This window comes from Bacillus sp. URHA0034 (assembly GCF_056280405.1).
Genome location: NZ_JBWCDK010000002.1, coordinates 5,159,225 through 5,183,592, shown reverse-complemented (window position 1 = coordinate 5,183,592; position 24,368 = coordinate 5,159,225). Strand labels below are relative to the sequence as shown.

Annotated in this window: 26 protein-coding genes and 2 rRNA genes; 3 read left to right on the top strand and 25 right to left on the bottom strand. The window is 39.9% G+C overall.

All coding sequences use genetic code 11. The annotated features are described in order from the left end of the window. Window positions 1-115 precede the first annotated feature (115 nt). From ACZ9EE_RS27235 to ACZ9EE_RS27170, 14 genes are all read right to left on the bottom strand, one after another. A 16S ribosomal RNA gene (locus tag ACZ9EE_RS27235) occupies window positions 116-1,665 on the bottom strand. Between the two features lie 405 nt (window positions 1,666-2,070). After that, a 5S ribosomal RNA gene (gene rrf, locus ACZ9EE_RS27230) occupies window positions 2,071-2,186 on the bottom strand. 156 nt (window positions 2,187-2,342) lie between these two features. Next, window positions 2,343-3,551: an aminotransferase-like domain-containing protein gene (locus ACZ9EE_RS27225; protein ID WP_476031694.1), complete on the bottom strand. Its 1,209-nt coding sequence runs from the start codon at window positions 3,549-3,551 to the stop codon at window positions 2,343-2,345. A gap of 158 nt (window positions 3,552-3,709) precedes the next feature. Next, window positions 3,710-4,540 carry an ABC transporter ATP-binding protein gene (locus ACZ9EE_RS27220; RefSeq protein ID WP_476031693.1) on the bottom strand — a complete coding sequence of 277 codons (831 nt, stop codon included), beginning with the start codon at window positions 4,538-4,540 and terminating at the stop codon, window positions 3,710-3,712. A 1-nt stretch (window position 4,541) separates the two neighbouring features. Beyond that, window positions 4,542-5,339, bottom strand: a complete 798-nt coding sequence (locus tag ACZ9EE_RS27215) for an ABC transporter permease (protein ID WP_476031692.1) — start codon at window positions 5,337-5,339, stop codon at window positions 4,542-4,544. Window positions 5,340-5,418: 79 nt separating this feature from the next. Then, window positions 5,419-6,408, bottom strand: coding sequence for an ABC transporter substrate-binding protein (locus ACZ9EE_RS27210; RefSeq protein WP_476031691.1), 990 nt, complete (start codon window positions 6,406-6,408; stop codon window positions 5,419-5,421). A gap of 28 nt (window positions 6,409-6,436) precedes the next feature. Then, a complete protein-coding gene (locus tag ACZ9EE_RS27205) occupies window positions 6,437-7,537 on the bottom strand; it encodes an iron-containing alcohol dehydrogenase family protein (RefSeq protein ID WP_476031690.1) in 1,101 nt (366 codons plus the stop codon). Between the two features lie 277 nt (window positions 7,538-7,814). Further along, window positions 7,815-8,462 (bottom strand): SDR family oxidoreductase, encoded by a 648-nt coding sequence (locus tag ACZ9EE_RS27200; RefSeq protein WP_476031689.1) that lies wholly within the window; start codon window positions 8,460-8,462, stop codon window positions 7,815-7,817. A 65-nt stretch (window positions 8,463-8,527) separates the two neighbouring features. Beyond that, a complete protein-coding gene (locus ACZ9EE_RS27195) occupies window positions 8,528-8,683 on the bottom strand; it encodes a hypothetical protein (RefSeq protein WP_476031688.1) in 156 nt (51 codons plus the stop codon). A 32-nt stretch (window positions 8,684-8,715) separates the two neighbouring features. Beyond that, window positions 8,716-8,916, bottom strand: a complete 201-nt coding sequence (locus ACZ9EE_RS27190) for a CLC_0170 family protein (protein WP_476031687.1) — start codon at window positions 8,914-8,916, stop codon at window positions 8,716-8,718. Window positions 8,917-8,935: 19 nt separating this feature from the next. Then, window positions 8,936-10,159, bottom strand: a complete 1,224-nt coding sequence (locus ACZ9EE_RS27185; RefSeq protein WP_476031686.1) for a Ger(x)C family spore germination protein — start codon at window positions 10,157-10,159, stop codon at window positions 8,936-8,938. Beyond that, complete coding sequence (locus tag ACZ9EE_RS27180; protein WP_476031685.1) at window positions 10,140-11,252, bottom strand: GerAB/ArcD/ProY family transporter; 1,113 nt, start codon at window positions 11,250-11,252, stop codon at window positions 10,140-10,142. The genes ACZ9EE_RS27185 and ACZ9EE_RS27180 overlap by 20 nt, the downstream gene beginning before the upstream one ends. 27 nt (window positions 11,253-11,279) lie before the next feature. After that, window positions 11,280-12,836, bottom strand: coding sequence for a spore germination protein (locus ACZ9EE_RS27175; RefSeq protein WP_476033119.1), 1,557 nt, complete (start codon window positions 12,834-12,836; stop codon window positions 11,280-11,282). A 179-nt stretch (window positions 12,837-13,015) separates the two neighbouring features. Then, window positions 13,016-13,459 (bottom strand): redoxin domain-containing protein, encoded by a 444-nt coding sequence (locus ACZ9EE_RS27170; RefSeq protein WP_476033118.1) that lies wholly within the window; start codon window positions 13,457-13,459, stop codon window positions 13,016-13,018. A gap of 285 nt (window positions 13,460-13,744) precedes the next feature. On the opposite strand from ACZ9EE_RS27170, the gene serC reads away from it, so the two are divergent. Beyond that, complete coding sequence (gene serC, locus ACZ9EE_RS27165; protein ID WP_476031684.1) at window positions 13,745-14,842, top strand: 3-phosphoserine/phosphohydroxythreonine transaminase; 1,098 nt, start codon at window positions 13,745-13,747, stop codon at window positions 14,840-14,842. A 49-nt stretch (window positions 14,843-14,891) separates the two neighbouring features. On the opposite strand, the gene ACZ9EE_RS27160 is transcribed toward serC, so the two are convergent. From ACZ9EE_RS27160 to ACZ9EE_RS27140, 5 genes are all read right to left on the bottom strand, one after another. Beyond that, window positions 14,892-15,893, bottom strand: a complete 1,002-nt coding sequence (locus ACZ9EE_RS27160) for an LLM class flavin-dependent oxidoreductase (RefSeq protein ID WP_476031683.1) — start codon at window positions 15,891-15,893, stop codon at window positions 14,892-14,894. A 130-nt stretch (window positions 15,894-16,023) separates the two neighbouring features. Then, entirely contained in the window at window positions 16,024-16,167 is a 144-nt protein-coding gene (locus ACZ9EE_RS27155; protein ID WP_476031682.1) for a hypothetical protein, read from the bottom strand. A gap of 19 nt (window positions 16,168-16,186) precedes the next feature. Further along, window positions 16,187-16,327, bottom strand: a complete 141-nt coding sequence (locus tag ACZ9EE_RS27150) for a hypothetical protein (protein WP_335574571.1) — start codon at window positions 16,325-16,327, stop codon at window positions 16,187-16,189. A gap of 109 nt (window positions 16,328-16,436) precedes the next feature. Further along, window positions 16,437-16,706: a hypothetical protein gene (locus ACZ9EE_RS27145; RefSeq protein ID WP_476031681.1), complete on the bottom strand. Its 270-nt coding sequence runs from the start codon at window positions 16,704-16,706 to the stop codon at window positions 16,437-16,439. Between the two features lie 80 nt (window positions 16,707-16,786). Further along, window positions 16,787-17,440, bottom strand: coding sequence for an LbetaH domain-containing protein (locus ACZ9EE_RS27140; protein WP_476031680.1), 654 nt, complete (start codon window positions 17,438-17,440; stop codon window positions 16,787-16,789). 761 nt (window positions 17,441-18,201) lie between these two features. Between ACZ9EE_RS27140 and ACZ9EE_RS27135 the strand changes: the two genes are divergently transcribed. Further along, the gene (locus ACZ9EE_RS27135) at window positions 18,202-18,654 is read left to right on the top strand and encodes a S1 domain-containing RNA-binding protein (protein ID WP_476031679.1); all 453 of its coding nucleotides are present in this window, start codon (window positions 18,202-18,204) and stop codon (window positions 18,652-18,654) included. A gap of 137 nt (window positions 18,655-18,791) precedes the next feature. Here the strand turns inward: ACZ9EE_RS27135 and ACZ9EE_RS27130 are convergent, their stop codons facing one another. Beyond that, the gene (locus tag ACZ9EE_RS27130) at window positions 18,792-19,892 is read right to left on the bottom strand and encodes a threonine aldolase family protein (RefSeq protein WP_476031678.1); all 1,101 of its coding nucleotides are present in this window, start codon (window positions 19,890-19,892) and stop codon (window positions 18,792-18,794) included. A 162-nt stretch (window positions 19,893-20,054) separates the two neighbouring features. Here ACZ9EE_RS27130 and ACZ9EE_RS27125 point away from each other — a divergent pair, with 162 nt between their 5' ends. Continuing rightward, a complete protein-coding gene (locus tag ACZ9EE_RS27125) occupies window positions 20,055-20,858 on the top strand; it encodes an HAD family hydrolase (protein ID WP_476031677.1) in 804 nt (267 codons plus the stop codon). Between the two features lie 98 nt (window positions 20,859-20,956). On the opposite strand, the gene ACZ9EE_RS27120 is transcribed toward ACZ9EE_RS27125, so the two are convergent. From ACZ9EE_RS27120 to ACZ9EE_RS27100, 5 genes are all read right to left on the bottom strand, one after another. Further along, a complete protein-coding gene (locus ACZ9EE_RS27120; protein WP_476031676.1) occupies window positions 20,957-21,124 on the bottom strand; it encodes a hypothetical protein in 168 nt (55 codons plus the stop codon). A 221-nt stretch (window positions 21,125-21,345) separates the two neighbouring features. Further along, complete coding sequence (locus ACZ9EE_RS27115) at window positions 21,346-22,038, bottom strand: LrgB family protein (RefSeq protein ID WP_476033117.1); 693 nt, start codon at window positions 22,036-22,038, stop codon at window positions 21,346-21,348. Beyond that, a complete protein-coding gene (locus ACZ9EE_RS27110; protein WP_476031675.1) occupies window positions 22,038-22,406 on the bottom strand; it encodes a CidA/LrgA family protein in 369 nt (122 codons plus the stop codon). Before ACZ9EE_RS27110 ends, ACZ9EE_RS27115 begins: the two co-directional genes overlap by 1 nt. Window positions 22,407-22,538: 132 nt before the next feature. After that, window positions 22,539-23,417, bottom strand: a complete 879-nt coding sequence (locus ACZ9EE_RS27105) for a LysR family transcriptional regulator (protein ID WP_476031674.1) — start codon at window positions 23,415-23,417, stop codon at window positions 22,539-22,541. Window positions 23,418-23,513: 96 nt separating this feature from the next. Further along, window positions 23,514-24,302, bottom strand: a complete 789-nt coding sequence (locus ACZ9EE_RS27100) for an HAD family hydrolase (protein ID WP_476031673.1) — start codon at window positions 24,300-24,302, stop codon at window positions 23,514-23,516. Window positions 24,303-24,368: the final 66 nt, after the last annotated feature.

Sequence of the window (24,368 nt, the reverse complement as noted above, 5' to 3'; positions counted from 1 at the left end):
TATACGATTATCTAGTTTTCAAAGAACGATGTTCTGAGAGATTGCACTCTCAAAACTAAACAAACAAAAAGCGGTCAACTTTTTTATCAGTCCATAAGGACTGCATTATCCTTAGAAAGGAGGTGATCCAGCCGCACCTTCCGATACGGCTACCTTGTTACGACTTCACCCCAATCATCTGTCCCACCTTAGGCGGCTGGCTCCTTACGGTTACCCCACCGACTTCGGGTGTTACAAACTCTCGTGGTGTGACGGGCGGTGTGTACAAGGCCCGGGAACGTATTCACCGCGGCATGCTGATCCGCGATTACTAGCGATTCCGGCTTCATGTAGGCGAGTTGCAGCCTACAATCCGAACTGAGAATGGTTTTATGGGATTGGCTAGGCCTCGCGGCTTTGCTGCCCTTTGTACCATCCATTGTAGCACGTGTGTAGCCCAGGTCATAAGGGGCATGATGATTTGACGTCATCCCCACCTTCCTCCGGTTTGTCACCGGCAGTCACCTTAGAGTGCCCAACTGAATGCTGGCAACTAAGATCAAGGGTTGCGCTCGTTGCGGGACTTAACCCAACATCTCACGACACGAGCTGACGACAACCATGCACCACCTGTCACTCTGTCCCCCGAAGGGGAAATTCCTATCTCTAGGAGTGTCAGAGGATGTCAAGACCTGGTAAGGTTCTTCGCGTTGCTTCGAATTAAACCACATGCTCCACCGCTTGTGCGGGCCCCCGTCAATTCCTTTGAGTTTCAGCCTTGCGGCCGTACTCCCCAGGCGGAGTGCTTAATGCGTTAGCTGCAGCACTAAAGGGCGGAAACCCTCTAACACTTAGCACTCATCGTTTACGGCGTGGACTACCAGGGTATCTAATCCTGTTTGCTCCCCACGCTTTCGCGCCTCAGCGTCAGTTACAGACCAGAAAGCCGCCTTCGCCACTGGTGTTCCTCCACATCTCTACGCATTTCACCGCTACACGTGGAATTCCGCTTTCCTCTTCTGCACTCAAGTCCCCCAGTTTCCAATGACCCTCCACGGTTGAGCCGTGGGCTTTCACATCAGACTTAAAGGACCGCCTGCGCGCGCTTTACGCCCAATAATTCCGGACAACGCTTGCCACCTACGTATTACCGCGGCTGCTGGCACGTAGTTAGCCGTGGCTTTCTGGTTAGGTACCGTCAAGGTACCGGCAGTTACTCCGGTACTTGTTCTTCCCTAACAACAGAGCTTTACGACCCGAAGGCCTTCATCGCTCACGCGGCGTTGCTCCATCAGACTTTCGTCCATTGTGGAAGATTCCCTACTGCTGCCTCCCGTAGGAGTCTGGGCCGTGTCTCAGTCCCAGTGTGGCCGATCACCCTCTCAGGTCGGCTACGCATCGTCGCCTTGGTGAGCCGTTACCTCACCAACTAGCTAATGCGCCGCGGGCCCATCTGTAAGTGTCAGCCGAAACCGACTTTCAACTTTTCCTCATGAGAGAAAAAGGATTATCCGGTATTAGCACCGGTTTCCCGGTGTTATCCCAGTCTTACAGGCAGGTTGCCCACGTGTTACTCACCCGTCCGCCGCTAACCTTCCGGAACAAGTTCCAGAAGATTCGCTCGACTTGCATGTATTAGGCACGCCGCCAGCGTTCGTCCTGAGCCAGGATCAAACTCTCCAAGAAAGTTGATTAGCTCATAAATGTTACGTTGGCTCATGTTCTTCATTTAATATAGAAGAAACATGATAATTTATTGTTTGTTGACGTTTTTGTTTGTTTAGTTTTCAAAGAACAATGTCACCGAAAGCGACAGGAATACTATCTTATCGCATTTCTAACAAACTATCAATCATCAATTATTTCCAATTTCGATTGACTTACTCACTCTTTTTGAAGAGCGACTTTCCTATCTTAACACGTTGTGTGTTTCAGAACAATAGAAAGTTTTTTCCATTTTTGATTCCTTGATCGCTCTTTGGAGGAGCGACTTTTCTATCTTAACACCGTCGGTGTTCACTTACAATAGAAATTTTTTCCAATCCTCAAAATAGGGAAAGAAAAAGACAGAAACGTAAATTCCTGTCTCTCGCCTGGCAACGTCCTACTCTCACAGGGGCAAAGCCCCAACTACCATCGGCGCTGAGAAGCTTAACTTCCGTGTTCGGTATGGGAACGGGTGTGACCTTCTCGCCTTAATTACCAGACTATTTAATTGTTCGCTCTTTTCAGAGGCGACTTTTATATAATACCACCCATACTAAGTGTTAACAATCAGCAATTTTTTCCAAATTTAACTCCAGTGTAAATAAATTAAAATAAACAAAAAGAACATTCCTCATTATAAGGAACATCCCTTTTGTTTATTTTAATAATGAAGAATTTAAGTAATCTGTAATCAACTGTCCTAGCCTTTGAACTCCTTCAATCATTTCAGAATGACCTTCATAACAAAATGAAAGACGAAGATACTCCAATCCATCCTGGGGGTTTAAGAAGAAGTATTTTCCTGGAATAAATGACACACCCTTGTTCAGGGACAGGTCTAGTAAGTCAGAAGTGTCTATTCTTGGAATATGAACCCATACAAAGTAGCCTCCGCTTGGCACATACCAAGTAACGCATTCAGGAAAATAACTTTCCAATGACTTGATTAAAGTTTCACTCTTCTCCCGATACACTTCTTTTAGCATCTTGAGACGACCTTGAAAATCAATGCCTTCTAGATACGATGCCATGGATGCCTGTGAAAACGGATGATCTAAATCTTTCTTAAACCAAGCAAAAGCTGAGATAAATGCCTGTTTTCCAGCTATCCAGCCTACTCGCATTCCCGGAGCAACCACCTTAGAGAGTGAGCCGACATGTAAAACTCTTCCTTCAGTATCCATCGACTTCAAAGGAATTGGACTTTCTTCAAATGAAAGTTCTCCATAGGCATCGTCCTCTAAAATGAGAAAGTCATACTTCTCGGCTAATTTTAATAAATGATGTCGACGTTCCGCTCCCATTGTTGTCCCTGTTGGATTATGCGCAGTAGGGATGGTATATAAAATTCGAGGAAGGGGAAGTTTTTTTTGTTTTCTTTCCTTTAGTACTTCTTCTAATACATTAGTTTGAAGTCCATTTTCATCTATAGGTATGTTAATAATCTTTGTTGTATAGTTTTGGAATATCTCTAGTGCTTCCATATAGGTGGGAGCTTCCACGGCGACGACCGATTTTTCGTCAACAAGAACACGTGCGATTAAATCAAGTGCTTGACACGCACCTGAAGTTATTAACAGTTCTTCTTCCAGGACCTTGATTCCACGCTCCGCCAATCTCTTTTGGATTTGGTTCTTAAGGCCGTCAATCCTTGGGCTCCCAAGATAATGTAGAGGCAAATCCTGTTCTTCTTCCAAAAGTTTTGATACAGCTACCTTTATTTGTTGAGAAGGAACAAGAGATGGATCTGGATATCCCGAGCTCAAGCGGATACATTCATCCGGGAGCTCAGGCATCCATTCACCTGGCGGATCGTTCTTAAGAGCCGCTTTTACGTTATCAGAAATAAAAGACTCTATTTTCACCTTAATAAACACCTTTCATTAAAGTTGAAAAAATATTAAAATTTTCGCTGAATACTTTCCATCTTTGTTAAATTGAACTCTTAGAGTTCCGACCTACTGCGTAAAATTCTTTCAAATTCCATTATTTATTTAAATCAATCTATGGAAATGGACACCGTTTAATTGATCGCTTTTAAGCTTTCTTCCCTAATCAAAGATAACAATTCTTCCTTATATCCTGCAAATTCCACTGACCCTTTAATACTAAAATCCCTTGGTCTTGCCAAAGCGATTGGAACCTTTTTCTTTAGACGCCCAGGTCTTGCCGTCATGACATAAACCGAATCAGCCAGAAAAATCGATTCTTCTACATCATGGGTGATAAACAAAATCGTTTTCTTTGACTCCTCCCATGCTTTCAAAAGGACTTCCTGCATGATATTTCTGGTTTGCGCATCTAGCGCACCAAACGGTTCATCCATTAAAAGGATTTTAGGATCATTCGCCAATGCACGCGCAATCGCCACCCGCTGTTTCATACCGCCTGACAATTGAATAGGATAATGTTTCTCAAATCCTTCTAACCCAATTAGTTGTAAATAATGACGAGCAACGTCGTCCCGTTCCTTTTGTGAAATGCCTTGTAATTTCAAGCCAAATGTAATGTTTTCCTTTACTGATAACCATGGATATAACGTATAAGACTGAAACACCATCCCACGGTCTGGTCCCGGCCCATTTATTTTCTGCCCATCGAGTAATACCTCTCCGGATGTAGCTTCTTCCAAGCCAGCAACAATCCGTAAGACTGTTGATTTACCGCAGCCTGATGGACCTAAGATTGTCACAAACTCTCCTTCACTTACGGTAAAGGATGTTTTCTCTAATGCGGTCGTTTCACCACTTTTAGTTTTAAATACTTTACCAACTTCTTTAATTTCTAACTTTGGCTTTACTAATTTTGGTTGGGATTTATCAAATTCCACATTTTTTGCTGCAGTTGTCACCATCTTACAAACCATCCTTTCTCATCCACGAAAATGAAGCGCGATAAATGGCTTTAAAGACCATATCTGTTAACAGTCCGAGTATACCAATGATTAAAATACCAACAATAATTTTATCTGGCTGAAGGAAACGTGAAGCCTGCATGATCATATAGCCTAATCCACTAGAGGCCCCAACGATTTCCGCTACGACTAAATACGTCCAAGCCCAGCCAAACGTAATTCTTAAGGTATCAACAATTCCTGGAAGTGCTGCGGGTAAAATGACCTTGGTAAACACCTGACCTTTTTTTGCCCCTAAGGTATAGGAAACTTCAATCAAGTCATTCTGAACATTTTTCGTCACATCCATAATCATAAGCGTTAATTGAAAAAAGGTCCCAAGGAAAATAACGCTCATTTTCTCTGGTTCTCCAAGTCCGATCCATAAAATTAATAATGGAATAAAGGCAGAGGCCGGCATATAGCGAATGAATCCAATAATTGGTTCAAAGGCGCCCTCCATAATTTTTAAAGATCCCATTAAGATCCCGAGCGGTATGCCAATAACTGCAGCAGCAAGAAAGCCCACTAATACCCTTGTAAAACTGATCCCAATATCAGAAAGTAAATCCCCATTGACAAATAAATCAACACCAGTTGATAATACTGCCGTTGGTGTCGGCAAAAACAACGGATTGACAATTCCTCCATACGTTAGGACACACCAAACGGCTAAAAATACAATAAATGTAACAAACCCTGCGGTTGAATAAAAACCTTTCGGAATCTCCCTATTAGGTGTAAATAATTTTGCCAGCATTCTAATCACCCATTCTATTAATCTGTTAAAAAGCCTAACATATGAGAATCTCATATATTAGGCCTCGATTCATTACTTATTACTGAAAGCTTGAGTTAATAACCTCTTCTGCTTTCGGTTCAGTTTTTATAATTCCTTGCTCTTTATAAAACTGAATTGCATTTTCAGTTGATTTATAAATGGACCCTTTGCTGCTTTCCGTACCGAATAGTTCTTTGTTATCCTCTTTTGTAAAGAACTGCAGGCCAGATTCCGTTCCGACAAATTCTTTTGTATCAATTTTTAGACCCTTAGCCATAATTTCATCTGCTTCATCTTTATGTTCTTTCCAATAGGCCATCGCTTCACCCATTGCTTTTACGAACGCCTTTACATCATCTGGACGATTTTTAATAACATCTTCTTTAAAGCTAATCGTGTCAACGATGATTCCTGGAAGATCCTTTGTGGATAATAAAACCTTACCATTAGCTTGTGATCCTTTGGATAACCATGGCTCCCAAGTGACGGCTGCATCTACTTTACCTGCGGCAAATGCTGCTCCTGCGTCACCTGCAGACATTTGAACAACTTCGACATCTTTTTCTGTTAATCCACCTTGCTTTAATGCGGTAAGTGCAAGCATATGACTGGTTGAACCTACTTCAAATGCCACTTTCTTTCCTTTTAAGTCTTTCACACTGTTGATGCCCTTTTTAACAAGAATTCCATCACCACCGTGGGAATCATCTAATACCCAAACAACTTGAACAGGAATCTTTGAAGCTGCGAGTGTAACTTGCACATCTAACGCTGTTGCCATCCCATCAATTTTCCCACTTGCCAAAGCTTGTTTACGCTCTGCTAATCCCTCTACGATTGAGAGATCTACATCAATCCCATTTTTCTTAAAGAAGCCCTTTTCTTTTGCCAAGAATAATGGACCATACCCCGTCCAAGTCGGCAGTGTCACCTTTAAAGGTTCGGTTGATTTCTTTCCATCGGCACTGCTGGATGCTTCGCTTTTCCCGCAGGCTGCTAACGCAAATAACAACGTTAATGTACAAAATAACCCTAGCCACTTTTTCATCTTATATTTCCCCCTATATTTCTGTGTATTAGTTTGAAACTACTAACATTTCAGTTCCGATTTTATCGGCCTGACGGACAGACATTACGACCATTTCTGGCGTCACCTCAAATGGCATATTTGCCATGTCTTCAATCGTCACTGTAATTTCACCTAACTCATTCCATTGGTCATCTGTTAATCCATTGATCCCCATTTGCTGCAAGGTGTAAGGCAAACCAACTTGTTGGTAATAGTGAATTAACGTTTTTATTTCTTCTTCATCCGTACCTTCCATACATAACTGCGCTAATATCCCAAAAGCGACAATCTCACCATGATAAGTATGGTGAATTTCCGGAAAGATCGTTAATCCTGAGTAAATCGCATGAGCTCCGGCTGTCCGGCAATCATCCCCACCATAGCCGCTAACACTGCCGCTGACTAATATAATCGCATCAATAATGTCATTAAGTTCCATTGTGGCCGTTTGTGCATTCATCGAACTGACGGCTTTTTTACCTTTTTGGATTAAGCTTTCATATAACTGGCCAGCTATCGCGAGCGCTGTTTGATTAATGGCGTTAGGCACTGCTTTTTTAATGGAACATTTGGTTTCGAACCATTTTGCTAATGTATCCCCAATCCCGGCAATCAAATATCGGACCGGTGCTGCTAAAATGACATTGGTATCGACCAAGACCAGTTCAGGCACTTTTGAATTCCTGCTAATTTCCAGGAATTCACCATCATCACTATAGAGGATACAAATTGGTGTTGCTGCTGCACAGGTAGCAGCAATTGTAGGAATAGCCACTAACGGCTTATTTAGTTGGTACGCTGCTGCTTTAGCGGTATCTAGCGATTTTCCTCCACCAGCAGCAATAATCACATCAAAGGTTACATTGTTTAATTGCTCTACCAATCTATCAATATTGGTTTGTGAAGATTCTCCCCCAAACCATAATGAATGTTTCAAATTTACCCCGCACTCAGATAAGCTTTGCCGGAGCGGCTCGTCGATGACTTGGCGGCTTGTATTTCCTCCGACCAGAACAGCGGTGGTTCCATACCTTTTTATGTATAAACCAGCATCTAATAATAAACCAGTATTTCTGTGATATTGTCCGGGACCCACGGTAACAAACACATCCATCACCCTCTATATAAATGTATATTTATTAGTAATATTCTATTAATATAAATGCATGTCAAATTTATGTCAATATATTATAAAAATATTCTAAATCTTATTTATATAATCTTTTATTCAGAATCATTCAAATTCTTTCACACAGTAGACAATTAAAGTAATCTAGACATAATTTTAAACCGAAAAATTATTACTTTTATTAAATTGGCTTTATACATTTTTATACATATATTAAAAGAACAGACCCAGAATAATCTGAATCTGCTCTAATGCCCTAATTGATAAGCTTTAACGCCTCAGCTATCGGAATCTCACCCGAAACGAGATCAAACGCTTTATAAAAGGTATTTCCTTCTTCTAAGGAAGCGATAATGGTTTTCGCTACATCCTCGCGGGAAATAGTCCCGCTGCTGATATTTTCTGCCACTGAAATAGTTCCAGGACCTGCTGTGTCTAATAAACCGCCAGGGCGGATAATTGTATAGGTCAAATTACTTTGTTCAAGCATCTTATCCGCATAATACTTTGCTGCATAATAAGGCTTGATTGCTTGATGCCAGTTTTCTCTTCGATGTGCTTGAAGAGCACTTACCATGATAAAACGTTTAATTTTTGCTTTTTCTGCTGCTTCAATCGTTTTCACTGCACCATCTAAATCGACTAAAAGTGTCTTATCTGATCCGGTATGACCGCCAGAACCTGCCGTAAAGACAATCGCATCAGACCCATTTGCACAAACAGCAATTTCCTCGACACTATCTTCCAGATTAACGATTGCCGTTTCCACTCCTAAATTTTGCAATACGTGCGCCTGCTCTTCTTTTCGAACCATCGCTTTAACAGTATATTTATTTGAATCTGATAATAATTGGACGAGGTGTTTTCCGATTTTCCCGTTGGCACCAACTACAAAAACCTTCAATTGTTTTAACCCCTCCTGTTTTATTTATCGTCTATCAAAACTACTCAATATCACATTTTAATTTTTTATGATTTTTCTGCTGTAATATCGTTATATGGCAGAATCAGTTTTTTTACCTTATCAAAGCTCATTGAGCTGATTTCCTCCATTAGTCGTGGAATGGACTGCTCAGGATAACCGTAATCGCGTAGTAATTTTTCCATTTTTTCATTTTGTTCCATCTTTTGACTCCTCCAATAACAGATATGATTACCTACCAAATAAATTTATTGTAAATCCAATTAGCCAAAAATATGCCTATACCGATGGCTATATTCATCCAGCCGAAAATTGATGATGCCTTTTGTTCTTTTTTCTGTTTTGCCTTTTTATACATTTTGACATCGATGAAGAGAATGAAAAGCCCCGTTAAGATAAATATCACGATGACATATGGTAAAAACCCAAGAAACATTCTCTGATTCCTCCCCCATTTACTTCGCTTTCATGCCGACCCGATGTATACGTGAATCAACATGAACATCATAAGTAAGATCTTTATATACTCGATTCCAGTTTTCTTTTGTTTTAATTTCCTTATTCCAATATTTTGGATATTCTGCCCGGAAATGTTCGCCAAAACCAAAAATATCACTCTCAGCTTTTTGGGTTTTGGCAATAAGCTTCTTTAGAGATTTTGCAATTTCTTTTGAAGCTTGATTTTGTATTTTCCCTACAATATTTGAATCATTAATATAAATATTTTGACTTGTCTTTTCTTCTATTTCGCTCTCGTAACGAACCTTTATATCGACATGAGGTTTCCCATCCTTTAAGTTAACCTTGAGTTTTGTTTTTCGAGAAATCGCCCTAACAAGGACAAATTCATCTTTACCTGGAACTTTAATAAAAGCGCTGTATCCACCCCTGCCTATCCCCCTGATCGCCATAAAAAATCCAATTTCAAGGGGGGAGGTCTTTCCTGCCATCCTATCGCCACTAAAATAAGCTAACCCACTTAGTTGAATAGACCGCTTGTCTTTGATGGTAAGAAAAGGAAGATACGGATCTTGGCCTTTACTAGAAAGGATCGACCAAAACAAACCAATAAAACTAGGTGGAAATCTGCCTAATGCCGATAAATTATCCACCATATCCGCTAAATATAATGATGGTACCCGTTGCAATTCTGGGACAAGCTTCATATAATCTGCTGCCGGCTCTTTTGATACCGCGAGTGAAGCTGTTCTGCGGATTTGCGGATTACGCCTCAAAAAATCATTAAATCGTTGCGTGCCTTTTTTCGCCACTTTTTCATTAAGGACAATAATACGTAAATGTCCGAGGAAGGTTTCGTAAGCAACCTGCTGTTGAAGATTGAGCATGGCATCCTGAATGGTGTGACCTACAACTTGGACAATTAACACCGAGTTTTGCGAACTCTGCCCCTGAGTTGGTCCTAATGGGATACGCCCCGGAACCGCAATTTGAGCGGTTACTTTAATCAATTCCTCTTTTGGTTCGGAGGCATTCTTGTCTAAATGGGTAATACCGCCTTCGGATTGTCGATCTTCCTCTTTATTCGATGCCTGGTCAATACCTATCGCTAATACAGTGGCACGCTGTTCAATTTCTTGTGCATCCCAACACCCTGAAAGGAGAGGAAAAAGGAGAAAAAAAATGATAATTAACCGTAAGCTAGGATTCTTGTGCCACACTTTTTTCCCTCCTTCTTCTACTCCTAAAGAGATCAATGGCTAATAACATGGCAGGGTAAAAAATGGTTATTAATAATCCTGCTCTTCCAGCAATTTGAATCACATCGTACAATTGCAAAATATTTTGCGGCAGCATAGCTAAAAAAAATACAAACGGTAGGATAAAAAACGAAATCATTCGGTGGTCTTTTAACTTTGCCATTTGTTTTATCGAATAAATGGTAAAATAATAGCTTGAAAATAAGGTTGTAAATACAGCGGTCACCCAAACAGCTAAAAAGATTACATCTAATCGCTGTAGTATATTTCCCGGCAGTGCAGTGGTTCGCGCTAATTCGAGGGTTGGCCAGAAGATCTGTTTAATCTCTTCCGTTCCAAATACGGCTATAGTAGCGATAACTATTAACAGGTAAACCCCACCTGTTATAAAAATGCCCCAAAAGCTTGCCTTTATTGCTTTTTTTGGATTTCTCATAAATGGAATAATCATTGTGACGATAAATGAGCCTTGAAACAATCCAGAAATGGTTAACATACCTTTAGCCATCGAAATAAAATCTTTTTCAATAAGAGGACGCAGGTAGATGGGATTAGCATTTTTCAATGAAAATGCAACAATAATTAAGACCGGCCCCAAAATTGCAGGTACATAAAAATTGTGAATGTAAGCAAAGGTGTTTATATTGTACCTTACACTTAGACATGCAATAAACAGCATGACTATCACCGTTACTTCCAATGGAGTTTCTCTTAAAACAGCCGATACAACTACCTCACCAAATTCGCGTGAAGCCAATGCAGATAATAGGAGAAAAAAGAGAATCACAATCATACTGCACATTCTCCCAATCCATTTTCCGACAATATCCTGGCTATAGGTAATAATGTTTTTTTGCGGATGGCGAATTCCTAATATTGTCAGAATAAATAAGCCTGCTCCTGCTAGAATGATTCCCGCAAGTGTGACAAGCGGAGCCCCCGTTCCCCCTCCCCGAACAGCAAACAATGGCAATGGGAGTACTCCTACACCAATGATGGTACTTATTAAGATCATCGAGGCTTGTACGGTTGTGATCTCCCTAGGGTATTCCATTATTCGTAACCTCCCATTGATTTGTTCCTATTCTTCATTATTATGTTGTTCCTGTCTTTTACGATTAACTGGTTGAAGAAAACTAGGCCTTTTAGCCATCGACCAGAGCGGGCTCCGTGTGACAACATCTTTCATACCTTGTGAATCTCCCGGAGAAACAGGGGCCATATATGGTACCCCGAAGGATTTAAGATTGAGTAAATGATTGAAAGTTAGAATGATCCCTATCATGACACCATACAGACCAAATATTCCGGCTAAAATCATGATCGGGAACCTTAACATCCTTAAGGCAAAAGCCGCTGTATAGGCCGGTGTTGCAAATGAACCGATTGTCGTTAAAGCAATAACAACGACTGTGATGGGGCTCGCCAGCCCAGCTTCCACTGCAGCCTGCCCGACAACTAACACCCCTACAATGGAAAGGGCGCCCCCAACTTGCCTTGGCAGCCGTACAGTTGCTTCCCTTAAAATTTCCATAGCTATTTCGATAATTAGTACCTCAACCACAGCAGGATACGGCACACCTGCCCTGCCCCCTGCAACGGCTACAGCAAATTCTGTCGGCAGCAGTTCAGGATTAAACGCAATTAATGAAACATAAAGCGAGGGGAAAACCAGGGAAAAGACAAGTGCCAACATCCGAGCAAACCTTGCAAAGGTACCCATCAAAAATCTTGAAGAATAATCCTCAGCTGTTTGATAGAATTGGTTAAAGACCACTGGGACTAATAAAGCAAAAGGAGACCCATCTACAAGAATGGCTACTCGGCCTTCCACCAAATTTGCGACTGTTTTGTCAGGCCTCTCAGTTGCTTGGACTTGGGGAAAAGGTGTAAAGTGATTATCTTCGATAAATTGTTCTAAATATCCAGCATCTAATATCGCATCAATATCAATTGCTGAAAGTCTTTGTTCCACCTCGGATATGACAGTCTCGTTGGCAACTCCTTTTATATAACAAAAACATACCGTTGATTTGGTCAAGCGACCAATTTTCATTGTTCTCACTTGAAAATCTGAAGTCGGAAGACGGTATCTCAGCATGGCTATATTGGTATCAATATTTTCAATAAACCCTTCGCGTGGACCCAAAATAACCTGTTCTGTTTCTGGCTGAGTAACAGAACGATGTTCCACTTCTCTTGTTGAAATATGGATGGCTTCCGTAATACCATCAATTAATATTACCGTTTCTCCTCTTAGAAGAACCGCTATTAATTTGTCTAAACTTTCCTCTACCTTTGCCTGACCATGGTAAAGGGTTTCATTCATGATAATGTCAATTAATTTATTAAGCGGCCTCTCTTTAGATATTAAATGTTCAGGTACGTACATAAGCGGTCTTAAAATATCCTTATTAAGATTGTCCTGGTTCACTAAATTAGAAAAATAGAAAATGGCCGCATGATATTGTCCAAAGATTTTAAAGTGTTTAACCTGAAAATCATCATTTTCCCCTAAAACTGCTTTTATTAAAGCATCAGTTTCTTTAAGTGATACAGATATTTTACTTTGTCCTTCTAAAATTTTATCGGGTATTGTAAAAGGTCTTTTTTTCAGACCGCTTTTGGCATTCTTCATTTTTCGAAATAAAGACACGTACACCACCACCTAATTAATAACTTTTGCCAATTTTTTTTAAATATTCCTTTTGTTTCTGTTTATTTTTAGAGAGGTAAATTGCTAGGGAGAGCTAAAAAAAAAGACCATGTTTTTTATGGTCTTTGATAATGTGTTTACCTATTATATTTTTATTAAATTTACGAATTTAACCTTTCAAGTTCATTAAAAACTGCTTCATAGTGCTCTCTTTTATCTGCTTTAAATGAGGTGTTTAAATAGGTTATGACTCCAGCTTTATTTACAACAAATACGGAACGGATCGCAGTCTCCCCTTTTCCGTTAAAAACTTGGTACTCTTTTACCGTTTGTTTATGCCAATCTGAAAGCAGCGGATATGGCAGTGTTCCCATGCTTGCGGCAAAGACTCGGTGCGAATGAATATGATCGACACTGATTGGCAAAACTTCAGCATCGTTTTCTTCAAATCGTTTATAATCCTCTTTCCAAGAGGCTATTTCTTTAATTCAGCCTGGGGTAAAATCCATTCCATAAAAGGCAACAACAATATTTTTTTGACCGCGGTAGTCAGATAAGGAAATACTCTCCTTCGTTGTAGCGGGCAATGAAAAGTCCGGGGCCATTTCTCCAACTTTCAAAGATCCTTCCATGTAAATTCTCCTTTCCAAGGTTAATGAGGTAGGAATTACTCCTTATGTATACTTTCCATAATAGCTCGATTTAGACTATGGATCCCTAAAATACAATACTAACTTTTTACAGTATTTACATAACTACTTATAAAACGCTTCCATTTGTCCCAAAATAAATAATTTCAAAATATCTTTCCATTCGTGGAATAAAACTTATTTTCCGAAAATTGAATCTATGTTATAGTCAAATAAACCGAAAAGATGGAGTGAGAAAAAGTGAAACTACAAGTACACCGTACCTATAACTTTAATGCAGGCCCATCCGCTTTACCTCTTACAGTTCTAGAAAAAGCTCAAGCAGAATTAATCGATTTCCGTGGCACAGGAATGTCAGTAATGGAACTCAGCCACCGGAGCCGCCCGTATGAAGAGGTACATAATCAGGCGATTAGCAGCCTGCGCGACCTATTGGCGATTCCTGATACCCATGAAGTTCTATTCCTTCAAGGCGGAGCCAGCCTTCAATTTTCGATGATTCCGATGAACTTCTTACAGCCAGAGAAAAAAGCAAGTTATGTCATGACAGGTTCTTGGTCAGAAAAGGCCTTTTCCGAAGCGAAATTATTTGGCGATGTTTACCAAGGAGCTTCAACGAAAGAGGGAAAATACCGCAGCATCCCAAAACTTAATGAATTACAGTACGATCAGGAAGATGCTTATGTCCATATTACCTCGAATAATACGATTTATGGTACACAGTGGAAGGACTTTCCTGATACAGGGGATGTGCCTCTAATAGCCGACATGTCAAGTGATATCCTTTCGAAACCAATCGATGTCAGCAAATTTGCCTTGATTTATGCAGGTGCGCAAAAAAATCTTGGTCCATCCGGTGTAACAGTTGTTATTATCCGAAAAGATTTGCTAGAGCGTGCCAATACAAACATCCCAACGATGTTAAAGTACAGTACCCATGCAAAAAATAATTCCTTATACAATACACCGCCAACCTTTGGCATTTACATGCTGGGAGAAGTACTTAACTGGGCACGTGACTTGGGCGGTTTGGAGACAATCGCTCAGCGAAATGAGGAAAAAGCAAACTTTATTTATTCAGTTATTGATGAAAGTAACGGTTTTTACATTGGCCACGCGGAACAAGACAGCCGTTCACTAATGAACCTTACCTTTAATCTAAAAACAGCTGAACTAGAGAAGAAATTTTTAGAAGAAGCGAAATCAGAAGGCTTTGTCGGAGTTAATGGTCATCGTTCAATCGGTGGATGCCGCGTTTCCGCCTACAATGCGGTGCCAGTTGAAGCTTGCCAGGCCTTCAGTGAATTTATGATTAAATTCCAAAAAGAAAATAACTAATAAAAAATCACCCTCTGTATTTTCCAGAGGGTGATCTTTTTTTGAAAATCTACTTTCCATCGACGATCTCTTTAAAAATCTCATAAGAACGTTTTTGTTTTTCTTCATCAAAGATATATGATACAGCCATAATCTCATCAACGTTGTATTTATCTTGGAAATTCATTAATTGCTGACGGATAGTTTCCTTGCTTCCCAACAACGTGACACTCGACATAGAAGAAGCCATTTCTTTTTCCATCGGACTCCATAGCTCATCAATTTTTTCGACAGGAGGGCGCAACGGATTTTGTGTCCCGCGGACAACATTAAGGAAGAATTGCTCCTTGGTTGTTGACAGCCATTTCGCCTCGTCATCTGTTTCAGCCGCAATCACATTTAAGCAAACCATCATATATGGTTGGTCCAAATACTCGGACGGTTGGAATCGTTCCCGATAAATCGTTATTGCCTCTTCCATAAATCTCGGAGCAAAATGGGAGGCAAATACATATGGCAAACCCAAACTTGCTGCCAAATAAGCAGAATCGGTTGAGGACCCCAGAATATAAATCGGAATATTGGTCCCGACCCCAGGATATGCTTTGACGTAACTTTGCTGCTCAATTGGTCCGAAATAAGTAAGCAATGCTTGTACATCCTCAGGAAAGGTATAAACAGAATCATTTTTTGAACGCCTTAAAGCACTTGCTGTCATCATGTCAGTTCCAGGAGCTCGTCCAAGACCCAGATCAACTCGGTTTGGAAACATCGTCGCCATAGTGCCGAATTGTTCCGCCACTACAAGCGGCGCATGGTTTGGAAGCATGATTCCTCCAGACCCCACTCGAATTTGGTTGGTTTGTTCTAATGTATGTTGTATTAAAATAGATGTAGCTGAACTGACTAGTGTTGACGTATTATGATGCTCCGCAATCCAATAGCGTTGATAGCCCATATCTTCGACGGCTTGGGCAAGGTCGATCATTGACTCAATTGCTTGTTTAGAGTCCTGTCCCTCGCGGATTGGAGCAAGATTCAGCACTGAAACAGGTATATGAATAGTTCCCATATTAAAGTCCTTTCAATTTCAAGATTTACTACTATAGTAACAATTGAGATAACGGAAACAAACTAATTTGCTTAGATTGTTCGAAAAGTGTCTTATCTAAAATAAAAGACTGCCACTTGGCAGCCTTCATTTATTCACCTTGCTTTTTGGGATCCTGGATCGGCACATTTTTTGGACGTTCCGGATAGGTTGCTTTCCCGTCATTTGGTCCAGTAAGGTCATTTCTTTGGTCCAATACTCTTCCTGTATACTCAACCGGATTATTTTTTGGCATTTTTTCACCTGCTTTTTTTTTAGCTTTTCTTACCCAATCCTAGAATCTTTAATTTATACTCTGCTTCACTCATGTTTGGATTTTTTTTAGGTGGACTGTTTCGTAGAGCTTTCTTTAATTCAACATTTGCGTCATCATTTGTATTATACTTTCCATCCATAGCTCATGCCTCCTTTACGTTACTTATTATGGACGGAATCCACTTGTTCATTCTGTTATATTGGATTAGCAACAAAAAACCTCTAGGGTATTCTAGAGGTTTAACGGTATCAGCTATAAGATTCAATAGCCTGATCTAGAGCATTGTAAGCCTCACCAAAGGCGGCTGCAGACGATACATCTCCCGCGTTTTCCAAAGCTCCCACGGCGTTCCTAGCCTGGGTTAATGAACGGATACAATCCTCTATCATGGTGCCTTTATCGCCATTTTGTTCCAATGCTTGCTGCAGCTGGGCAATACAACGATCTAAGTCAGAAGATTGTGGATGGTCATAAGCTTTTTCTAATTCATCTTTTACCTGCTGTAAAACTTCCTTCATTCGCTCGTCTCCATTTCATCATATAGTCAACAAAAGGTAGTTTCACCGCGGAAAAACTATCTTATTCCTTTTTATAAAAATCAATACGACAAGCCACAAGAACACTTGGTTTTCCCGAATAGTAAGGAATAGGAGGAAGGGAACTCCTGGTTTACTCTTTGCACCTCTTTTGCGAATTCTACTTCGCTTATTGGGACAGTTGATAAACTTTCAGCTTTTGCTTGTGTATCTATATGAGCACCAGGCGGGACAAAACTGTGTGGCTTTAGGATGACACCACCTGTAACAACGGCATCTGTCGAAATAAAGCAACCTTCTCCTATTTGTGCGTTATAAACAATTGCCTTAAAGCCCACAAAAACTTCTTGCTGGATCTCACAGGGACCATGAATCAGTGAACCATGGGCACAAGAAACTCTTGGTCCTATATAGATTGAATATTTTTTACCATTAACGTCTACATGTTTATTTTTTAGCCCATGCAGGATGACACCGTCCTGAATGTTACAATATCTGTCTATATGAAATGGACTACCTTCATCAGCACGGATGCTTACGAAAGGGGCAACGTAAGTATTATCGCGGATCGTTACATCTCCTACAATAAAAGTGAACGGACTAAGAAAAGCCGTCCTTTTAATTTTTGGAAAGATAGGATTTGGATTGAAGGAGGTTGAAGGATTGGTACCAATAAAGTAGCTATATATATTATAGGGTCCAGATTGGTTCGTCATCATCATTTCCCCTTTCTTAAAAGGTCATTCCGGTTTCATATTACGTATATGGGGCATCAGGTAAATTCATAACCTTTCTAATATAAAAAGCGAGTCAGCCTTTTCGCTGACTCGCCTGCTTAGTTATTCATTTCATTAGCAATCCCCATTTCCGAATCAGCAAAATGTTGTTGTAGAAGAGGCAATTGATTGGATTGACCGCAAATTTATTACAGCTAATAACATCGTAAAGTTACCATGGCAGCAACGTAACTACCTTAAGACATATAGTTTTGCGATTATGACAAAAGCTTATTTATACAGAAATACTCAAACCCCCGCCATAATGAAAATGAAATGCAAAACAATCAGGTCTTTCCAAGCAAATTCCGATTCACTTTAGTATTTTCGCAAGTGATCATAAAGAAAAATTGTCCCTCCTTTCTACCGGCACAAGAATTTTGCATTTTTAAGTGAACCCAATCCCCCCTAGCAGATGTATTCTTCAATCGGAATTCGTTCGGTTTATTGCATTTCATTACACTAATATTATTTCCTCGCCTCTCCAAGTATTTCACTATAGATGTTACATTCCTGTGAACCTTTTAGCATACGATTCAGGTTTGAGGCATCCATTATGCTTAAGATTTTCAGCCTATTATTAAAAAATTTGGGACTAGGTATGAATTGGCAAAATTGATGAAATAGACTTTATGTTATTTTTCTAAAGTTTTTGGTATAATAAAGTGTCTTTAACATTTATGAGGGGGAAACATATTTTTATGTCAGTTGAAGTAGGCAGTAAAGTACAAGGTAAAGTAACCGGTATCACTAATTTCGGAGCATTTGTTGAATTGCCAGGCGGTACAACAGGCCTAGTGCATATTAGTGAGGTTGCGGATAGCTATGTAAAGGATGTTAACGATCATCTCAAAATTGGCGATGTTGTTGAAGTAAAGGTAATTAGCGAGAAAGACGGAAAAACTGCCCTATCCATTAAAAAAGCAATTGATCGACCTGAAGGACAAACTTCTTCTTCTTATTCACAGCGCCCACAGCGTCAGGGTAGAGGGGATAGCCGTTCAAAAGATTTCCGTTCTAAAGGGAACTTTAAACCTAAGGAAAGCTTTGAAGATAAAATGGCGAAGTTCTTAAAGTCGAGTGAAGAGAATTTATCAAGCCTTAAACGCAACACCGAAACCAAACGCGGTGGTCGAGGCGGCAGACGCGGCTAAAATTCCGAACTGCTAATAAATCTCTATATAGATTAAAAGGCAAGCCTATCCAAAGGCTTGCCTTTCTATTTATCTAAGCTGGTTTCGGCTATCGGTCATTTTTCACTTCGTTAGATTAGAAATGGTGCCTGTCACCATTAGGTAGTGGCGACTCGGATTAGTTCTTCATTCAGCAATTTGAAAGCAGCCTTTAGTTTGTCTTTTGGGATTTGCTCGTACGTATCGCCAATTCCTAATTCAAAGTAACTTACTCCGCTGTTTAACTCTTTTAGGTAACTGCTAAAACCGATACCTGTATCTTGGGTAAGTTTGATAAGGATAGGTTCCAGTGTCTCTTTTGGTACGTCGATATGAACGTGGAACATATTAGAAACAGGTTCCATAGGCAGTGTAATAACAGACTGACATTGATTAAATAAGATGGCTAGTTCTTGCGCTTCTTTATAATACTTTTCCATTTTTCCGACACGCTGCTCAAAATAATAATCCGCACTTATGACATATGGATAAAGGCTGATTAAATCTCCGCCATGACGACGTTTCCACACTTTAGATCGTTCTGTAAAATCCTTGTCTCCTGCAAGGATTGCACCAGCAATACCACCTAACCCTTTATAAACCGAAACATAAACGCTATCAAACAAGGCGGAAATTTCGGATGCCGATTTTTGATAATAAGGCAGGATCTCAAACAGGCGTGCACCATCTAAATGCAGTTTAATCCCCTTTTCGCGGCAATACACTGAAATGGCTTCAAGAGTTTGATAATCTGGCAGCTGTCCGCCAATCTCCCGTTGTGGTAATTCCAGCAACAAACAAGCGATATTTTCCTTCAGCCCGACAACATCCTCAAACTGAATAACACGGTCTTTCTCCGCAAGTAAAATGGGTTCAATCGAGTGCAATTCTTTTAACCCATCTTCTTCATGAATTTCTAAATGGGATAATGGATGATAGGCTACTTTTTTGATTTCTTTTTGATCACACCAAATTCGTAAAGCGATTTGCTGAGCCATTGTTCCGCTTGGAAAAAATACGGCTGACTCTTTTCCAAGAAAATGGGCCATTTTTTCTTCGAATTTTTCAATGACCTGCCCCTTCCCGTACATATCACTCTCAATATGGTCATCTAGGCCCCTCACCGCTTTTTTTAGCATTTGCAGCTCCCTCGGGCCATGCCCGCCTAGTCGAAAGTCTGTTTGTTTAAAAGCTTCTAATAAACTAATTTTCTCGGTCAATGTTCGCTCTCCTTCAATAATTCTCTCACTTATCATACTATTAATAGAATTTTCTTAAAAGCCTATTAGCTTTCCGAAATTTATATTATTCCTGTTTGGCAGCCTTATTCTATATCTGATATAGTAGCTATATGTATATTGGAAAGGAATTAAAGGACACCCATGAAATGTATTTCAATTGATTTAGACGGTACGTTATTAAACTCTAAGCATGAAATTACCGAAGAGAATGTAAAAGTCTTATACGAACTGCAGGCACAAGGTCACTGCTTGATTTTAAACACAGGACGGGCTTATGCGGACGTCATCAAATTAGAGGCTGTCAAAAAGATGAACATGCCTATTTTTTGCGTGAACGGTTCAGTATTATTCTCTGCTGAGAGAAAGGTTCTCTTTGAAGCAGCCTTATCTATTGATGTCTATAAGGACATTTTTTCCATTTTAAATGAGATGGGTGTAGGAATCCTCGTTTACACAAATCACGGCGGCCTTCCTTCAACTCTCCCCCCATTACATGATAAAAGTAAACAAGAGCTTGACCAGATTTTTAATGAATTTGATTATAGTCAGATTCTTGAACTTAAGGATTTAAAAATTTACAAACTCATTGCACTTGTCCACCCTGATCAGCTAGAAAAAATTGACGAAGTTAAACAAGCATTAGCTGGGAAATTTCCAATCTCGATGGCTTCTTCTCATCCCAATAACGTGGAAATTACATCAAATGAAGCACATAAGGGGAAGGCATTATTACGCTACCAAGACATGATGAACCTTACTTTTGAAGAAATTATTGCTTTTGGCGACGGCGGCAATGATATAGCTCAATTTGAGGTAGCAACAACCGCTGTAGCGATGGGAAATGCCCCACTGGAGGTTCAACAGGCGGCAGATATAATCACGAAGACCAATGACGAAGATGGATTTGCTTATGCAGTCCGCCATCAGCTAGAGTTATTAGGCTAAATACTACTATAGGGGGAACGGATTTTCACTTTCCCCCAGATTTCATGACTTACTGTCGGGCAAATTTCAACTATAAAAGTGCATCTCTGCCTTCAGGGTTAAAATCGCGTTAGTTGTTTCATAATCTCTCTTTTTCTCTCTTTATCCGATATCCTTGTCAAATCAAGGGCTACCTCATGACCTTTATGCTTAGAACGTAATACCTCTCTCATGGCATTTTTGACACTTTCCTCATTATCCCTGACAACAATCACATTTCGGAGCATTTTTAATTTACCTCCCCCAGCCCAATTTCCTATTAACGCATATGTCCAGATTTCCTTTACCGTCTAATTAAATTCGGGAAACACCCTCTTCATATTATGTGTTCACCTTTTCGTTTAGCCCTGCGAAAACACCATTTTTCCATTTAATTGTAATGACAGCCCACTTTTATACACTCAAAAATTATGGCCGCCCTTTATCAAAAATGGCGGCCAAATGCGTTTTATAATATATGATGGATATTCATTAAAGAAGGTATTAATAAAGCTCCCCAAACTAGGGTAATCAGGGCTGCAAAAATCATTGCTAACGAGGAAAAAGTAGCTTCTTGCTTTCCGTATTCCATCGCTTTATTGGTTCCAACACCATGTGCCCCCATGCCTAATGCAAGCCCTCTAGCAATTGGTGTCTTAATCGACAAACCTTTAATAACCGACGGTCCAACAATACCGCCAACAATCCCAGTAATGATGACAAACACCGTTGTTAACGTTGGCAAACCACCAATTTCCTTTGAAACCTCAATCGCTATTGGGGTTGTAATCGACCTTGGTAAAATGGAAATAATAAAATCAGATTGTAAGTGGAACAATTTTGAAAGCGCAAAGGTAGAAAAAATCGCCACCAGCGATCCACACGTAATACTAATAAGAATGGTCCCAATATACTTTTTTATCACAGCTAAGTTTTTATAAATTGGCACTGCGAAGGCAACGGTCGCAGGACCAAGCAAATGAGTCAGCCATTTTGAGGCATGAAGGTATTGATCGGCAGATACATTTGTGACGGATATTAGTACTATTAACATAATTGGTGATAGCAGCAGTGGATGGAAAAATGGCATGCTCCATTTTCCATACGCCATTTTTGACAAACGATATAAAAGATACGTCGCAAGTGTAAATACAATCATCATCAAGGCTGCTCACTCCTTTTTCGTCCACTTATTTTTTCCGCCGTTAAGGCTGTCATCCCCATCACAATAATTGTACTAATCCCAATTAAACCGACAATCTCAGCACCCTGTAAGCTGATAATTTCATCATAATTTACAATCCCTACTGCTGACGGAATAAAAAATAGCAATAGTTCCGCCAATAACCAATTGGCCCCTTTTTCTACCCACTCGAGTTTAATGATTTTAAAGCAAAGTGCGAGAAACAAAAGGAATAAGCCAAACATCGAAGCTGGAATTGGAAGTGGAATCACTTCCTTAAGGGCAGCACCTAAAAATAAAAACACATGCAAACCTAGTACTTGTATTACGATTACTCCTAGTCTCATCTTCATGACCCTTTCTATATACAAAAGAGAAGTAATACTCTCTTTTTTTCACGAAATTTACTATAGAGTAATCCTACGCTCATTATTACCATTCGTAAAATACATATTACGAATCATTTACATAACTAAAAGTTATAATGGATCTTTTAAGATAAAGTCAATAAAGGTCCTGCCTGCATTCGAGATATAGCGGTCTTTTTTTGTAAGCACTGCCAAGCGCCACAGAATTTTTTGTTTCAGGTCAATAACTTCAATATCACTATTAAAGACACGGTTACAGATAGAATGTGGAAGGATCGTGATACCAAGATTAGCTGCCACCATCTCGGTCATGAGGTCCCATTGAGAGCTCTTAAACAAAATTTTCGGCTCAAACCCAGCAGCAATACACTGGTTTCTCATAATTTGATTGAGCGCAAACTCCTCATGATAAAAGATAAATTCTTCTTCCCTTAATTCTTCCATACCTACCACCCTCCGCTTTGCCAAACGGTGGTCTTTGTAAACCAACAACTTCATTTCCTCTTCTACGATAGGATAAATATCAAACAGCTGCTCATCAATTGGCAGGACGGCGACACCAAGCTCGAACTCCCCTTCTTCTACACTCTTTACGACCCTGGCACCGCCATACTCTGTGATATTTAGTTCAATATTAGGATATGTATGATGAAACTTTGCCATCACTCTCGGGAAAAACAAGCTGCCAATAAATGGAGGAAGGCCGATATCAATTTGCCCTCTTGTTAAATTAGTCATATCGTTCAGGGTAGTTTTCATTTCATCGACAAGTCCATTCATCTTTTGTGCATAGTCGAGTACTACTCTGCCTGCATCGGTTAAATCACTCGTTTTATTGGTCCGAATGATTAACGTCAAGCCGAGCTCTTCTTCTAACGCCATAATCGACTTACTTAACGCCGGCTGCGATAAATGCATAACCTCAGCAGCTTTTGTGATACTTTTATGCTTGGCCACTTCAGAAAATAATTTCAATTGTCTTAATTCCAACAGCTAACACCCCATCTATATAAAAATATAACTAATATTATAATCAATAAATGACTCAATTCACAAAAAACACCATCGCCGAAATGGCGATGGTATCTACTTTAGTTCAGCTAAGATAGGGTAAAGTTCTTCCAAATGCTTTATTTCATACGTTGGAATCACTTCATTTCGCTCTTTGTCATGTCGGTTAATCCAAACCGTTTTGATACCGGCACGATTTGCTCCAAGTACATCGGTCATCAAATTATCCCCTACCATAATAACTTCATCTTTTTGTAATTCCATGAGGGATAGTGCATACTCAAATATCGAAGGATCAGGCTTCCCTCTCCCAAAATTACCTGAAATGACAATTTGGTCAAAATAAGGAACAAGCTCTGGTGTAATCTCTAATTTCGTATTTTGCAGCTCCGGTGAGCCGTTAGTTAACAGTAGAAGCTGGTACTTCCCTTTTAAAGTATCGAGAATTTCAAATGTTTCTTCGTATACAAACGGGCTCTTTCTCCGCTCTTCAGGGAAGCGCTCTGCTAACACATAGCCAAAATCAGGGTTATCAATCCCCATTTTCTTCAAACCAGCTGTCCAAGCTTCTTTTCTGTAGCCTGGAACGGTTACCTTCATCTTTTTGAAATCCTCGAGATTATCATCTGAAAAATTGCCCCATAATCCTTCAAACGGATTGATCCCGATCATCTGTGTAAATGGATAAAATTCATAGGATGAATACAATTCTCTTGCAGCTTCACGAACGGATTCTTCCAGTTGGCCGGCATTGATTCCATAATGTTCTTCTGCCACTCTACACGTGGCTGCAAAAGCTTCTTTCACACTCTTTTGATCCCAAAGAAGTGTGTCATCTAAATCAAAAAATATTGCTTTTATCATTTTGAAGCTCCTCTAGTTAGATTTTTTTATAGTTTACCATTTTACGAGTTAAAAACAAAATATTTC